Origin of the sequence: Bacillus sp. FF-1 (assembly GCF_028548245.1) — a bacterium.
Taxonomy (GTDB): Bacteria; Bacillota; Bacilli; order Bacillales; family Bacillaceae_G; genus Bacillus_A; species Bacillus_A paranthracis.
Map to the genome: position 1 here is coordinate 26,718 of NZ_JAQQGG010000010.1, position 15,122 is coordinate 41,839.

The window sequence follows — 15,122 nt, forward strand, 5'->3', positions numbered from 1 at the left end:
TTGAAAACCTCCTATATAATAAAATGACAAATTCATCATATAGCGATTTTAATAAGTGGAAAAAAGGAAGCTTTTCATTTGAAAGTACCCCTTTTAAGATAACTCTCCAATAAACCAAATCTCTTTTTTATCGATTGTATCTTCATCATAAATGACTTCTTGAAAGTGAAACAGTTGGGCAGTAGGGCGAATTGAAATCCCCCATGTTTCCCAAAAATTAATTTCATTTGAAAGAGGGACCCAATTTTGAAATTCACTATTTCTATTAAAGAAATTATGAAAGTACCTTTCATTTTTAAATATAATAATTTGCGAATTCCACAAACTTTCTATAGAAATGAAAACAACAACTCGATATGTATGTGTATCATTCGGTTTTATTTTTATTAAATGATTCACTCGATCTATGAAGGTTTGTATACATAATCGTTTTACTTTTCTAGGTGTTTTATGAGACTCGATAAAAGCTTGAGAAACTGGTAAAGGCATATACCAATATTCATCGTTATAGAAAGTAGAAGGGAATATTTTTGTATGTTCCTCAATGCGTTTAATCATAGTGTTTGTTTTTCGTTTCATCCCACGTATTTTCTTTTCATGCATTGTGAGTCATCTCCATAAATTTTTGTAATGCAGCTGAGCGAAATATGTCTTTTCTAGTAATGAAAGTAGTAGGAACCTTTTTGAAGCTATTTGGTAAAGGGTTGAATGATACGTCATGTTCATGTCCCTTTAAAATTGATTTCATCATAATCGCTACGCCTATATTTGATTTTACACATGCAAGTATCGCTTCGATTGTTCCGAATTCTAATACTCGTTTAGGCGAGATGTCTTCTTCTTGAAGCCAGTCTTCTAATAAACTTCTATAATAGCACCCGTGACTAAAAGCGAGTAAATTCATATCTTCTATGTCTGTAAGAGAGGATAAAGGTTTTTTACTAATGAGAACCAATTCTTCTTCATGAAATACAGTTGTATGGAGTTTATTATGCTGAGTAGAGCCAGCTATAAACGCTCCGTCTAGTTTTCGCTCTAATACAAGCTTAATTAGTTGTTCAGTCGTATTTGTTTCCAAAATCAATTCGACTTCTGGGTACCTCTCATAGTAGGCCGTTAATATAGAGGGAAGCCTTACCGCAGTTGTAGATTCTGTACACCCAATTTTTAAAGTACCTTTAGGATCAGTTCCATTACTTTGAACCGCTTTTATAGATTGATCCATTAAGTGGATAATTTGTTTGGCGTACGTTAATAAAATCTCACCGTTAGAAGTTAAAGTTACACCTTTTCCGTTTCTGTAAAATAAAGGAACACCTAATTCATTTTCTAGTTGTTTCATACGCATCGTTACGCCTGATTGCACATAGTTCAAATTTTTCGCTGCGTGAGAAATATTATTTTCCTTCGCGACTTCGTAAAATACAGTTAAATCTTTTATGTCCACGTATCATCCCTCCGAAAAGGTATCAATTTTTTTGATGGATTATATGATGAATCTTTATTTTATATGATATCAGAACTTTCATACAATGGAAGGGGGAGGGATTATTATGTTGATTGAAGAAAGGGTGAATAGTACTTATAAATGGGTTATGTTAATTGTTGCGACGATTGCTCAAACAACAGCGACACTTATAACGTATGGTGTCGGGGTTTTCGCTTTATTTTGGAAAGAAGAATATGCACTTACGAATACGGAGAGTGGATTATTAGTAAGTGTTGTAAATGTTGGACCGTTATTTTGTATGCTTTTTGTCGGTCGGCTACTTGATCAATATAATGAAAAAATATTAATTTCTATCAGTTCATTTTTGCTAGGGAGTTTGCTTTTACTGACTAATATAGTAAATGGATTTAATGGGTTATTATTTGTACTTTTATTAACAGGAATGTTTTATAGTGTTTCCCAGCCAGGAGGAAGTAAAGTGATTTTAAAATGGTTCCGAAAAGAAAATCGCGGATTAGCGATGGGAATAAGGCAAGCGGGTATACCGATTGGTGGCGCGTTAGCGGGAGTGTTAATCCCGTTTCTTACAGTACAATATAATATGACTTACGCGATCAATAGTATCGCATGCATTTGTATAATTGGAGGGCTATTATTTTTTATGTTTTACAAAGAGCCATATGTTCAGGAGGAAGCGAGGAAAGGACATAATAACATTTCCTTTTGGATGGAGCTAAAAGTAGTGATATGCAAAAAAGAGTTGTATCCAATTTATATAACGGGTATTTGCATGATTTCATTACAAATGGTGTTAGTTGGACACTTCATGAAATTTTTAGCAGGGGAACAATCGATTACATCTATTGTAGCCGGAACAGTATTTTCAGTTATGTTCTTTTCTGGAATGATTGGTCGTATTGCATTAGCAGCTATTAGTGATGTGTTGTATAAGGGGAATCGGCGTATACCTTTATTTATAGCTGTCTGCGCTTCTATCGGCTTGATTTTATTGTTAGTAATGAATATACATACAATAATGAGTGGAGTCTTGTATAGTGTAAGTGCATTGTTAGGATTCTTTTCAATTGGATGGTTTAGTCTTTTTATAGCCGAAGTTGCTGAATTGGCAAGTGAAGAATCTGTAGGAATAACAGTGAGTGTAGCACTTACATTAAATCAAATTGCTATTATTGTTGCACCTGTTTTATTTGGTTATATTGTGGATGAGAAAGGGTATGCGTATGCGTGGTTATGTATAGTAGTATTGTTAAGTATCTCGGCAGTCAGTTTATATAGAAAAAACAAGAAAATAAAAGAAAGTTAGCAATGTAAATTTTTTATGAAGAAAATATAAAGAAATGCCGAGTGAGCGACATTTCTTTTTTTATTTGTTGTATAATCAAAGTATAAATGAGATTCATTTTCAATGAAGTTCATTGCCTGTAATTTTAGCTATAATGATTTGTTTTTCTTTATCGTTATTTACATGATTTATTTTGTTTGAAAATTTTTAGTATCATTTCCTTTTAAAGTTGTAATCTATTTTACTTAATATTAAATTATAACTATATTCCATTGTAGGATAATGAAACGTCATATCATCTAAACGATTGTTTCTATCTGTGTTTTTCATCTTAACAACTCCGTTTCTTATCTTGTGTAACAAATGTTACATAAGATGTTGAAATTATAGTAGGGTGCATCCGATTGTATGGTGGAAATTTTGCGAGAAAGAAATACAATAGAGAGTAGCCGAAAACTGAATATGAGAAAAAGGAATCTAGTTCATTTAGGTGAATAATAGGTAGTATTATAAAAAATTTAAAAATTAATAGATATAGAATAGAATGGATGCGCGTTAAGTGAAACTATATAAAAGAGGGTTCCTATTATGCTAAAGAAATGGTTAATCGTTTTCTTTGTTTTTGCTATTTTTTGTGGGAGTGTCGTTGCACTAATACATGCAAATAAAGGTAAGAAATATGATATAAAGGCATTTTCTAATTTAAATAGTAAGCAAAAGGACGATATGCAAGAAGTTGATGCAACTGAGAAAAAACGCTATGAAGCTGTAGCTGGAAAACTAGATCAATATTTAAAAGATAAAGGATTTAATGGGAGCGTTCTTGTAGCTAGTAAAGATCATGTGATTTTACGAAAAGGTTATGGATATGCGAATGTGAAAGATAAAGTAGTAACAACGCCAAGAACGAAATATCGTATTGGTTCTATTACGAAAACGGTCGTTGCAATATCTATTATGCAGCTAAAAGAAAAAGGGAAATTAAATATTGAAGACAATGTAAATAAGTATATCCCATCGTTTCCAGCAGATAAAAACATTACGTTACGAAATCTATTAACACACACATCTGGCTTGCCAGATCAAGGACAAGGTAGGGTGGATGCAGGGTCACGTTTAAAGTTAGTAACGTGGATTGGAGCGCAAAAATTGCAATTTCCTGCAGGGACAGGCTGGAAATATACAGACTATAATTATATGGTGCTTGCATATATTGTAGAAAAAATTACGAATAAACCGCTCGCTGAATACGTGAAAGAAAATATTTTTACTTCTGCTGGTATGTATGAATCTGGAATGGGGGCCACTCTCCCAGAAGATATTTTTTTAGCAGAAGGTTATACGAGAAAAGATAATGAATTAATAGCTGCCCCCCGCTTAAAAATGAACTGGTTGTATGGGTGTGGTGAAATGTATACAACTGTTGAAGATATGAAAAGATTAGATGAGGCAATAATGGATGGAAAGCTGTTATCTAAACAAAGTGTATTAGATATGTTTACTGCATCACCTGCAAGAAAATATGGATTTAGTTTCTATACGTATCCAGATTATTATCATAACCACGGGGTATTAGCAGGCTGGAATACTTTTAATAATTTTAACTGGGATAAAAAAACATTCGTCATATTGTTCTCTAACGTTCAAAATGGTATGAATGATACATTTAATCAAGAGTTTAGGAAAATGGCGAATGATTTGATAGAAGGAAACGGAGCATGAAAGAGAAAGAGCCTCTAGCGAGAGGCTCTTCTTTTTTATAAAGTTGAAAACTCTTCAACAAGTTCACTAAAACGATTTAATGCACTTTCAATCGGTTCTGGCGTAGTTAAATCAACGCCAGCTTTTTTCAGTAGATTTAATGGATAATCTGAACTTCCACCTTTAAGGAATTCGAGATAGTTTTTCTGTGCATTTGGATCGCCGCTTAATAATTTATCAGCAATTTGGATTGCAGAAGCGAATCCAGTTGCGTATTTGTATACGTAAAATGGACGGTAGAAATGCGGTATTCTAGCCCATCCGTATTTTACTTCTTCGTCAAATACGAGGGAGTCGCCATTATATTCTCTAAACAAGTTTTCGTAAACCTCGCTAAAGGTTTGGGCATTTAATGGTTTACCTTGCTGTGCCATTTCATGCGTGATTTTTTCAAATTCAGCGAACATGATTTGTGTAAAGAAAGTGCCTTTAAATTTCTCAATGAAATGGTTTACTAAATGGTTACGCACGTTAGCATCTTTTGCTTCTTTTAATAAATGATGAATTAATAGCACTTCATTTACTGTAGAAGCGACTTCTGCGACGAAAATAGTATAGTGTGCAGAAATTCTTGGTTGATATCCGTGTGAGTAGTGCGTATGCATGCCATGCCCACATTCGTGAGTAAGGGTGAAAAGGCTATTTAAATCATCGTGATGATTTAAAAGAATGAATGGATGAACGCCGTATACACCAAAGTTATAAGCACCGGAACGTTTTCCTGGCGTTTCTCTTACGTCAATATAACGTTTATCTTTAAAGCTTTTTAATGTTTCAATATATTCTTCACCTAAAGGAGCTAGTGATTCAATCATGATGTCAAACGCGTTATCGTATGGAATATCTTGTTTTACACCTTTTACTAAGTCGACACTTAAGTCATATTGTCTTAGTTCATCGACATTTAATTTCTCTTTTCGAAGTTCATTATATGTATGTAAAGATTGAATGTTTTTTTTCGTCGTTTCAATTAAATTTTCATATACTTCTTTCGGAACCATGTCGCCAAATAATGATTTCTCTAACGCTGATGGATATTTTCTTAGCTTAGAAACAGTAACATTATTTTTAATAGCTGCAGATAAAGTAGAAGCGATAGAATTCTTTAATTGAACGTATGGTTTGTAATAAGCTTTATAGGCTTCTTTACGTTTTTCGCGGTTCTCATCTTCTATTAACTTTGCATACATTCCTCGTGTTAAAGTAACTTTTTCTCCATCATTAGTAGTCACTTCACCAAATAGTATATCTGCATTATTTAGCATGCCATATGTATGTTGCGGAGAGGAGAGTGCTTCGCCCATTTGTGATAAAATCTCTTCTTGGTCCTTATTCAATACGTGTTTTTTATAACGGTATAATTCAAATAAATCTTCTTTATAATATTGTAAGCCTTCAGCTTCTTCTATGTAAGTGTGTAATGTGTTTTCATCTACGCTAAGTAAGAATGGGGAAAAGAAAGATTTAGCCGCACTTACTTTCACGTGTAATTGTGATACTTTATCGACAAGAGATTGGGCGTCAGTATCGCGTGTATCAAGATCAGATTGTAATCGTGCATAAGCGAATAGTAAAGATATGATGCTAGAAATTTCTTCACTCTTTGTTAAATAGGCTAATAAACTATTGCCATCGTGAATATTTCCATTAAACTCTTGTAGTTCTTTCGTTAATACTTCAATTTTATGAAAATCACTTTCCCAATCTTCAATGGTATCGTAAATATCCGTTAAATCCCATTTTTCTTTATCATCTACTTGTAGTCGATCTTTAAGTTCTGTCATAATCATTTCCTTTCTAAATATGTAGTTATATTTCTATATAACTATGAAATACAACAAATTGCAAAAAATCCCTGCTGAAAATTAAAAAGCCTTGCTAAAAGGCAAGGCTAAACAAATTATAATGTAATTCCGAATTTTGAATGTAAAAGGTTTTTATATTGCCCATCTGTAACTTTTTCTTTCATTTTTTTACCGTTTTTCGCTATTGTTAGACTATCCTTCGTTAAAGAAGCATGCCCATCTTCAGTTAGTTTTACAATAAGAGGTACTTTGTTAAATGGTGAGCACTCATGTTCAACGATAATTTTTTGTGCTGCATTTGCTTTTTCTTCATCCACTTCTTCTATATAAAATGCATAGCCTAACGTCCAATCATCAGTAGAAGATTGATCCAAAAACTCATTGTTTTTACGCATCTCTAACATGTAGTTTCCTTTTTCGGTCATTTCTTTACGAATACGATAATCTCCTGTAACGGAGTGAATGACTTCACCTGAGAAAGGAACAGGTGCAAGTGGTAAGTATGATCCGAATCCAACTTCAATTAAATAAAGCTCATTATGATGTGTTAAAACGGTTGCGATATGGCCAGAATCAACAGCCCATATAGAATTTGCAGCGTTATACACTGTTCCTGAAACGAGATGAACATCGAATCCAGCGTCTTTAAGGAAGTGATACATAGTAGGATTGAGTTCATAACAAAGACCACCACGATTGTTTACTAAAATTTTTTCTTTTAGATTTTCTTTTGATATTTCCTTAAAATTCTTTTCGAGAACATTTAAGTTTTCAAATGGGACAGTTTGTGCCATCGCGTACATAATGTTAGGTAAATCTTCAAATGAAACTTTGTCTTTTTCTTCTATATGTAATCGTGCGAAAAATTGTTTTTGAAAGTCTGTCATAGAAACCCCTCCGTTAAACGATTTATATATATTGTATCTAATATCGCAAGAGGAAACATCTGCATATGTGCGTACGACTAAAGTATGACACCTTTACTTCTTGCTATACATATAGTATGATGATTTCAGTAAATTAGATTTCAATGACCATAATATAAAATAATGAGAGGTGCTTTTTGTGAGTGCGGTAGGTACTAAATAGGAAAAATTGAATGAAATAAATCGGATAAGAACAGGGGATTTTTATGTATACCATACCCCTAATTTTGTCATGGATTTATTTCGATACCTATGAAGATACCTACAATACTTTATAAAGCGTGTAATAAGGGGATTGCCATCCGTTTTTTATGGTTTATTTCCCCATATGTTATTACTCATGCCTTGTAAATGTAAAAGCTGCGGTATCCCCGCAGCTTTTTTGTGTATATTTTTAATGTTAAAAATGGTAATTGAATAATGTAGAACTCATTGGAATCTAATGAGTAGGTATCTTCATTTATGATAGAAATCAATCATAGTGAGGAGAAACAAAATGAATACGATGACTTTTGAAAAGTTACAATATAACGAATTAAAGGATATAGTGAAATCTTATTGTGTAAGTGGATTAGGAAAAGAATTAATAAATAAATTAGAGCCGAGTGCAAGTATAAAAGTAGTAAGGAATCGATTGAATGAAACAACCGAAGCGCGAGCTATATTAGATGCAGAAGGGCATGTTCCTTTTTTCGGTATTTCAAATATTGCTAGTACAATTCAAAAATTAGAAAAAGGAATGATTTTAGATCCAGAAGAGTTAGTAAGTGTTTCAGACTTTTTACGCGGATGTAGAAAGATTAAAAAGTTTATGTTAGATAAAGAATTTTTTGCGCCAGTATTAGCTTCTTATGCAAATTCAATGACTGAATTTAAAAGTATTGAAGAGGAAATTAATTTTTCAATAAAAGGTAATAGTATTGATTCTGCCGCTAGTAAAGAGTTAAAACGAATTCGAAATAATATGGATTCGGTAGATGGGAAAATAAAAGAACGTTTAACGAAGTTTTTAAATAGCAGTGCAAATAAGAAGTATATTCAGGAGTTCTTTATTAGTAAAAAAGATGATCGTTATACGATTCCGATTAAATCTTCTTATAAAAATCAAGTTGCCGGAAGTATTGTTGAAGCGTCGGCTAAAGGTTCTACTGTATTTATAGAACCGCATACGGTTACAAAGTTAAATGCGGAACTGGCAAGTTTGAAAGCAGAAGAAGCGATGGAAGAATATCAAATTTTAGCGACTTTATCAGGAATGGTAGTAGAAAATATATATCATATAAAAATTAATATGGAATTAATTAGTCAGTATGATATGGTGTTTGCGAAAGCGAAGTTTAGTAAATCGATTGATGGAATAGAGCCGAAGTTAAATGATCATGGCTACGTTCATTTAGTAAATTGTAAGCATCCGCTTTTAAGTGGAAAAGTAGTACCATTAAACTTTGAAATCGGTCAAAACTATCGTAGTTTAATTATTACAGGGCCGAATGCGGGCGGGAAGACAATTGTGTTAAAGACGATTGGATTGTTAACATTAGCGACAATGTCAGGTTTGCATATTGCCGGAGATAAAGAAACAGAAATTGCTATTTTCGAAAATGTATTTGTAGATATTGGTGATAATCAAAGTATCGAAAATGCACTAAGTACATTTTCATCACATATGAAAAATTTATCTGAGATTATGAGGATGTCAAATAATAATACGTTGCTATTATTTGATGAAATAGGAAGCGGGACTGAACCGAATGAAGGAGCAGCACTTGCAATTTCTATTTTAGAGGAGTTTTATCTTGCAGGATGTATTACAGTTGCGAGTACGCATTACGGTGAAATTAAACGCTTCTCAGAAATGCACGATGATTTCATGAACGCAGCCATGCAATTTAATAGTGAGACGCTAGAACCGCTTTATAAATTAGTGATCGGTAAATCAGGTGAAAGTAATGCACTTTGGATTGCAAATAAAATGAACGTAAGAGAACGTGTACTGAAAAGAGCGAAAGAGTACATGGAAAATAAAGAATATACTTTAGAAAAAGTGAATGAAAGTAAAATTAGAAAGCCGAAATTCCTGCAAGAAAAAAGAGAAAATCATTACGAGTATAAAATTGGCGACCGTGTAAATTTATTGGATCATGATGATTTTGGTATCATCTATAAGGAAAAAGATAACTTCTATAATGTCGTTGTATATTATAACGGTGAATTCATTGAAGTGAATGTAAAACGTATTACTTTAGAGGTATCAGCAAAAGAATTATATCCAGAGGGATACGATTTAAATACGCTATTTGTCGATTATAAAGAAAGAAAAATGCAACATGATATTGAGCGGGGATCGAAAAAAGCACTTCGTAAAATTCAAAAAGAAATGAGAAAGAATAGAGGGTAATCCAGAGTGGTAACGATTAGACAAGAACGACAAACCGATTATAGAAAAACGGAAGAAGTTGTACAACAAGCATTTTTAAATGAAGAATTTAGTGATAAAAAGGAACATGAACTTGTAAAACGTATTAGAGAGTGTGACGCATTTATTCCAGAGTTATCAATCGTTGCAGTAGATGAAGAAATAGTCGGTCATATTATGTTATCTAAAATTACGATAGAACAAGATGGAGCTTCTGTAGATTCATTAGCGCTTGCACCAGTATCAGTTGCTACGGGATATCAGAAAAAAGGAATTGGTGGAAAGCTTATAGTAGCTGCGTTAGAAAAAGCGAAAGAACTTGGATACGGATCAGTTGTAGTATTAGGACATCCAGAGTACTATCCGAAATTTGGTTTTAAGAAAGCCAGTGAGTGGAATATAAAAGCACCATTTGAAGTGCCTGAAGAAGTGTTTATGGTAATGGAATTAACAGAGAATGCTCTTGAAAGTGTAGAAGGAGTTGTACAGTATTCGAGTGCATTTGCTGAGTAGGAGTATCGGTTAAGAAATATAATCATAAAAGACGCTATCTTTTGGTATGGATATACAGAAAGGTAGCGTTTTTTATTAAGCGAAGCTACTTACATATATTTTGCTCAATGAATAATTGAGGTGTTAAAATTGAGATAGAAATGTAAAGGGAGAGAAAAAAGAATGAAGAATCGAGAAACAGATAGCAACGTAGTTACGTTATATGTTACAAGACATGGTAAAACAATATTAAATACGAACCATCGCGCGCAAGGTTGGGCAGACTCTCCGTTAGTAGAAAAAGGTGTGGAAGTTGCCTCTAATTTAGGAACGGGATTAAAAGATATTCATTTTACAAGTGCGTATAGTAGTGATAGCGGCCGCGCGATTGAAACTGCTAATTTAGTATTAAAATATAGTGAGCAATCAAAATTGAAACTTGAGCAAAGAAAAAAATTACGAGAATTAAATTTTGGTATTTTTGAAGGTGAAAAACTTGATAATATGTGGGATGCGGTTGGAAAAGCTGCAGGCGTTGCATCACCAGAAGAACTTATGAAGTTTTCTATTCAAGAAGTTATTGATCTTATTAGAGCAGCAGATCCTACGAAACAGGCGGAAGATTGGGAATTATTTTCTACTCGTATAAAAGCAGAGATAGATAATATTAGTGAAGAAGTAGCTAAAGATGGCGGCGGTAACGTTTTAGTTGTTGTTCATGGGCTGTTGATTACTACCTTAATAGAAATGCTAGACAGTAGTAAAACAAAACTTGGAGTGGAAAATGCTAGTGTGACGAAGATTTTATATCAAGATGGAACATATACAGTCGAGTCAGTTGGAGATATGAGCTATGTTGCAAAAGGGAAAGAAAGTGTGGAAATATAATCCTATCTCAAATAGATATAAGAAAAGGGAGTTAGTAAAATCTAGCTTCCTTTTTATTTTTTAGTGCATCATTTGAAATATTGTATCTTTATATTATGATTTTGTTTTTAATGTGTAGAATGTTTCTTTGTTCAACAATTGGGTCATTTAATTGAATAAGGGCGTATTTTTTTGAATAGGACCACTTTGTTAAAAAGGATACATACAATTTTTAGCGAATACAGGGTTATAAATAAGAAAAGTGGTGAGGTAAATAGGAAAAGAATGTAATTCCTTTTTGGACAATAAAACAGAAAAATGTATAATTAACAGGCTTCAGAGCGCGGGGTGTGTTTTCGCAGAAGAAGAGACCAGGTTACTTATTTCAGTAGCCCAAACTCCAGAGGACCTCAAGAGAATGGTGGAAATGCGAGCCGATGGTTTACCACTTGAATATGTTGTTGGATACGCAAAATTTTGTGGGTTGCGGATAGAAGTGGACCGAGGTGTTTTCGTACCTCGTCAACGTACCGAGTTTCTTGTTCACCAAGCAGAAGCGCTGTCATGTTTTGGTGATATTGTCGTTGATCTCTGTTGTGGTTCAGGTGCTGTCGGTGCAGCTCTAGCGGCAGCTTTAGGAAGAGTTGAATTATATTGTGTTGATATTGACCCTATTGCGGTACGATGTGCAAGCCGCAATGTAACGAGTTTCGGTGGCCATGTTTTTGAAGGTGATTTGTATAAATCGTTGCCTCATTCACTTAAAGGCAACGTGAAGACCATACTTGCAAACGCACCTTATGTTCCTACTGATGCAATAAAACTGCTCCCACAGGAAGCTCGCCTATATGAACCAAAGGTGGCGCTTGATGGGGGAGAGGATGGACTTGACATTCAGCGAAGAGTAGCGAAAGAAGCATTTCTCTGGCTAGCACCTGGAGGTCATCTTTTAATAGAGACGAGCGAAATGCAGGCAAATCAGACCTTTGAAATCTTTGCTGGTGCTGGGCTTACCACGAAAGTGGCTCGAGATGAGGAATTAGATGCTACTGTTGTTATAGGTTCGAAAGCTAGTTTTTAATTTAAATGGGTATGTATAGCCTTATTCATAAATAAAATGATAATTTCCTAGCGATATACAAATAAAAAACATATGCTTTTAATTGAGAAAAGAGATCGAAAATTATCCGAGCGATTTGAAGAAGAAAGGACATAACGTATTAGTTATGTCCTTTCATTTATCAACTTTTTTTACTATAGGTTTTCATAAAACTTAACCTAGATTCCTTTTCATTTTGTGAATTATGGAATCAATAAAATCTTCCCTGTACTTTTTCTGCTCTCTAATAATTTATGAGCACGGGCACCGTCTTGTAAAGAGAATGTAGTAGGACTTGCAATGTTTAATTTTCCAGTAGCGATCCAATCAAATAATTGAGTAGAGCGTTTTTTTCGTTCTTCAAAAGTAGTAAGCACGTTCCAAAGGTCTCCGCCAGTTAAAGTTTTTGAAGTATCCATAAGCATACGCGGATCAACGGGAGCAGGATTACCGCCAGCCATTCCGAAAAATACAACAGTACCACCAACTTTAGTAGCGTTAAAACTTTCCTCAAGTGTAGAGCCTACTGATTCATATACAACATTTACCCCGGTACCATTTGTTATTTCAAGTACTTTCGTAGCCCATGATTCCGTATATAAAAATATATGATTGGCACCAGCTAATGTGGCTACTTTTCCTTTTTCGTTTGATGAAGTTAGGCCGATTACTTTTCCGCCTAGCAGTTTAATCATTTGAATAAGAAGTTGCCCAACACCGCCAGCTGCAGCGTGCACTAAAGCTATATCACTTTGTTTTATTTGATAGCTATCTTTCGTTAAATAATGTGCTGTTAAGCCTTGTAATAAGACAGAAGCGGCTGTTTCAAAAGAAATTGAATCTGGAAGCGGGATTGCTTTTTCTGATGGAACGGCAACTAATTCTGCATTTGCAAATGGAACATCAGCAAATGCAATACGGTCTCCAGGATTGATATTTGTAACGTTAGCTCCTACCTCTTCAACAATACCAGCCCCTTCATAACCTAATATATAAGGTGGATTGCCAGCAAGATGATAATCACCGCGGCGTCTGTAAATATCAGCAAAGTTTAATCCAATTGCTTTTGTACGGAGAAGAATTTCATTTGGATTTATGATTGGATCATGTATTTCTTTATATTGTAGTACATCTGGACTTCCAAACTGTTCGAAACAAAGTGCTTTCATATGGAATACCTCCATTATATTGTTTGTCGATGCTCTTTATCATACAATACAAATATCAATAGACAAAGAGGATTATTTCGATGAAATCAATCGGGAATTCCGATTGAAAAGAGGGATGATAAATGGAGATAAAACAATTAATTACCTTTAAAATCGCCGCGGACACTTTGAACTTTACCCAAACTGCGAAGAAATTAAACTTTGCTCAATCAAGCGTAACGGCGCAAATTAAAACGTTAGAAACTGAGCTAGGTACGCCGTTATTTGAAAGATTAGGGAAACGTCTTTTCTTAACCGAAGCAGGAAGAAAGTTTCAACTATACGCGGACAAGATAATCGCACTTAGTAACGAAGCGAAGACGGCTGTGAAAGATGATGAAGAAATAGCTGGTACGTTAACGATTGGTGCGCAAGAAAGCCAATGTACATATAGACTTCCTTCTATATTAAAGAGATTTAAAGCACAATTTCCTCAAATAAAACTTATATTTAAACCCGCACATTCCAATAAAGATGCGAAGGAACAATTGATGGAAGGAAAAGTCGATCTTGCATTTATTTTGGATGAATGTAAAACAGAAGATGCTTTACATGTTGAGCCGCTTATGAAAGAAGAATTAAAAGTAGTAGCTGCTCCAGGGCATCATTTACTCCAGCAAACTTCTGTTTCGATAAAAGATTTAGAGACGGAAACACTTTTATTAACAGAACTAGGGTGCTCATATCGGACTTTATTTGAGGAGTTATTTCGTGCGAAAGATATATATCCAGCAAATAAGATTGAGTTTGTTAGTGTAGAGGCAATAAAACAATGTGTTATTGCAGATTTAGGTATAGCCGTTTTACCGGCGATAGTAGTAGAAAAAGATATACGAGAGGGGACGATAAAAGAGTTACATCTAGAAAATACTATCAATCCAATTTTCACACAAATTGCTTGGCATAAAGATAAATGGATGACAGTGTCACTGCAGCAATTTATTGATGTGACGAGGGAGTTTTTTATAACGGATTAAGTGGAGAAATATTTATTTTCTATAAAAGAAGAAATGGTAATTTTGTATTGAGAATCGATGCTTGCATGAAACGAGTATCGGTTCTTTATGTTTTAAATAAAGGATGTTTTCAAATGTGTATTTCTCAACTTTTTTTCTTACAAGGGTAAGTAAATTTCTTCGTATATTCCAATAATCGTAAGGGAATTTACAACTTTTATTCGTTTCTGTAAGATGCCTCTAGGCAGCATGAAAGGAGGGGCGTACATAGGGGATAGATATACGTACTTATTTTGAGGGGGGAGATTTACAATGTTTAAAAAGTTAATGAAAGTATGTGTGTTAAGTGTAGCGAGTGTAGGGGTATTATTTAGTTTTCAAGGAAGTACATTTGCAGCTACCGATCTGAGTAGTTATTATGACGGGAAAAATCCAGCAACAACGAAAGTATACGGGGGAAGTACAACGTGTGATGCAGATGGATTTAATGCAAAGTCTACAGCGGTATACGAAGGTAGTAAAAAAGTAGGGACAGTGTATTTACGTTACAGTAATAAATGTCATGCAGCTTGGGCTAAGTTTGTTTTAGATCAACCAGCACCAGCTGTTTCAGGAGGAGTGTATGCGTACGCTGTTGTGAATAAATACAAAAATGGTGTGTTTCAAAAATCAGTCACTTCCAATCAAGGAAATGGCACAATTAAAACTGGTCAAACGAGTACTTATACAGGAATGGTATTTGATTTAACTGCTGATTTCGGATACACAGCAGATGCTGAAGCAGTTACGTTTAATAACGGTTACGGGAAAACAGCACGTTATTAATAAAGGAGTGAAAT

The 15,122-nt window shown here is 34.2% G+C and carries 13 protein-coding genes and 1 pseudogene; 8 read left to right on the plus strand and 6 right to left on the minus strand.

Annotated elements, in window-relative coordinates; all coding sequences use genetic code 11:
- Positions 1-93: 93 nt before the first annotated feature.
- Together PQF83_RS24565 and PQF83_RS24570 are read right to left on the minus strand one after the other, a co-directional pair.
- Positions 94-603, minus strand: coding sequence for a DUF3916 domain-containing protein (locus tag PQF83_RS24565; RefSeq protein WP_000544601.1), 510 nt, complete (start codon positions 601-603; stop codon positions 94-96).
- Positions 596-1,447: a LysR family transcriptional regulator gene (locus PQF83_RS24570; protein ID WP_000351704.1), complete on the minus strand. Its 852-nt coding sequence runs from the start codon at positions 1,445-1,447 to the stop codon at positions 596-598. Before PQF83_RS24570 ends, PQF83_RS24565 begins: the two co-directional genes overlap by 8 nt.
- Before the next feature lie 106 nt (positions 1,448-1,553).
- Between PQF83_RS24570 and PQF83_RS24575 the strand changes: the two genes are divergently transcribed.
- Positions 1,554-2,774 (plus strand): MFS transporter, encoded by a 1,221-nt coding sequence (locus tag PQF83_RS24575; RefSeq protein ID WP_000904352.1) that lies wholly within the window; start codon positions 1,554-1,556, stop codon positions 2,772-2,774.
- Between the two features lie 99 nt (positions 2,775-2,873).
- Here PQF83_RS24575 and PQF83_RS28530 read toward each other — a convergent pair.
- Positions 2,874-3,083: pseudogene (locus PQF83_RS28530) on the minus strand (hypothetical protein).
- Between the two features lie 258 nt (positions 3,084-3,341).
- Here PQF83_RS28530 and PQF83_RS24580 point away from each other — a divergent pair.
- Complete coding sequence (locus PQF83_RS24580; protein WP_000915219.1) at positions 3,342-4,475, plus strand: serine hydrolase domain-containing protein; 1,134 nt, start codon at positions 3,342-3,344, stop codon at positions 4,473-4,475.
- 35 nt (positions 4,476-4,510) lie between these two features.
- Here PQF83_RS24580 and pepF read toward each other — a convergent pair whose 3' ends face one another.
- Positions 4,511-6,298, minus strand: a complete 1,788-nt coding sequence (pepF, locus tag PQF83_RS24585) for an oligoendopeptidase F (protein ID WP_000137575.1) — start codon at positions 6,296-6,298, stop codon at positions 4,511-4,513.
- A gap of 116 nt (positions 6,299-6,414) precedes the next feature.
- The gene (locus PQF83_RS24590) at positions 6,415-7,206 is read right to left on the minus strand and encodes an arylamine N-acetyltransferase family protein (RefSeq protein WP_000129177.1); all 792 of its coding nucleotides are present in this window, start codon (positions 7,204-7,206) and stop codon (positions 6,415-6,417) included.
- 535 nt (positions 7,207-7,741) lie between these two features.
- Between PQF83_RS24590 and PQF83_RS24595 the strand changes: the two genes are divergently transcribed.
- The 4 genes from PQF83_RS24595 to PQF83_RS24610 all read left to right on the plus strand — a co-directional run bounded on the left by PQF83_RS24595 (position 7,742) and on the right by PQF83_RS24610 (position 12,101).
- On the plus strand, positions 7,742-9,643 hold the full coding sequence (locus PQF83_RS24595) for an endonuclease MutS2 (RefSeq protein ID WP_001095174.1): 1,902 nt from the start codon (positions 7,742-7,744) through the stop codon (positions 9,641-9,643).
- A 6-nt stretch (positions 9,644-9,649) separates the two neighbouring features.
- Positions 9,650-10,174, plus strand: a complete 525-nt coding sequence (locus tag PQF83_RS24600) for a GNAT family N-acetyltransferase (RefSeq protein ID WP_000256495.1) — start codon at positions 9,650-9,652, stop codon at positions 10,172-10,174.
- Positions 10,175-10,336: 162 nt separating this feature from the next.
- Positions 10,337-11,041 carry a histidine phosphatase family protein gene (locus PQF83_RS24605; protein WP_000797124.1) on the plus strand — a complete coding sequence of 235 codons (705 nt, stop codon included), beginning with the start codon at positions 10,337-10,339 and terminating at the stop codon, positions 11,039-11,041.
- Between the two features lie 277 nt (positions 11,042-11,318).
- A complete protein-coding gene (locus tag PQF83_RS24610) occupies positions 11,319-12,101 on the plus strand; it encodes a putative protein N(5)-glutamine methyltransferase (RefSeq protein ID WP_000369196.1) in 783 nt (260 codons plus the stop codon).
- A gap of 221 nt (positions 12,102-12,322) precedes the next feature.
- Here PQF83_RS24610 and PQF83_RS24615 read toward each other — a convergent pair whose 3' ends face one another.
- Complete coding sequence (locus tag PQF83_RS24615) at positions 12,323-13,288, minus strand: quinone oxidoreductase family protein (RefSeq protein ID WP_000645256.1); 966 nt, start codon at positions 13,286-13,288, stop codon at positions 12,323-12,325.
- Positions 13,289-13,410: 122 nt separating this feature from the next.
- On the opposite strand from PQF83_RS24615, the gene PQF83_RS24620 reads away from it, so the two are divergent.
- Together PQF83_RS24620 and PQF83_RS24625 are read left to right on the plus strand one after the other, a co-directional pair.
- A complete protein-coding gene (locus tag PQF83_RS24620) occupies positions 13,411-14,304 on the plus strand; it encodes a LysR family transcriptional regulator (protein ID WP_000403862.1) in 894 nt (297 codons plus the stop codon).
- A 291-nt stretch (positions 14,305-14,595) separates the two neighbouring features.
- Positions 14,596-15,108, plus strand: a complete 513-nt coding sequence (locus tag PQF83_RS24625; RefSeq protein WP_000473749.1) for a YjfA family protein — start codon at positions 14,596-14,598, stop codon at positions 15,106-15,108.
- The last annotated feature ends 14 nt before the right edge of the window (positions 15,109-15,122 follow it).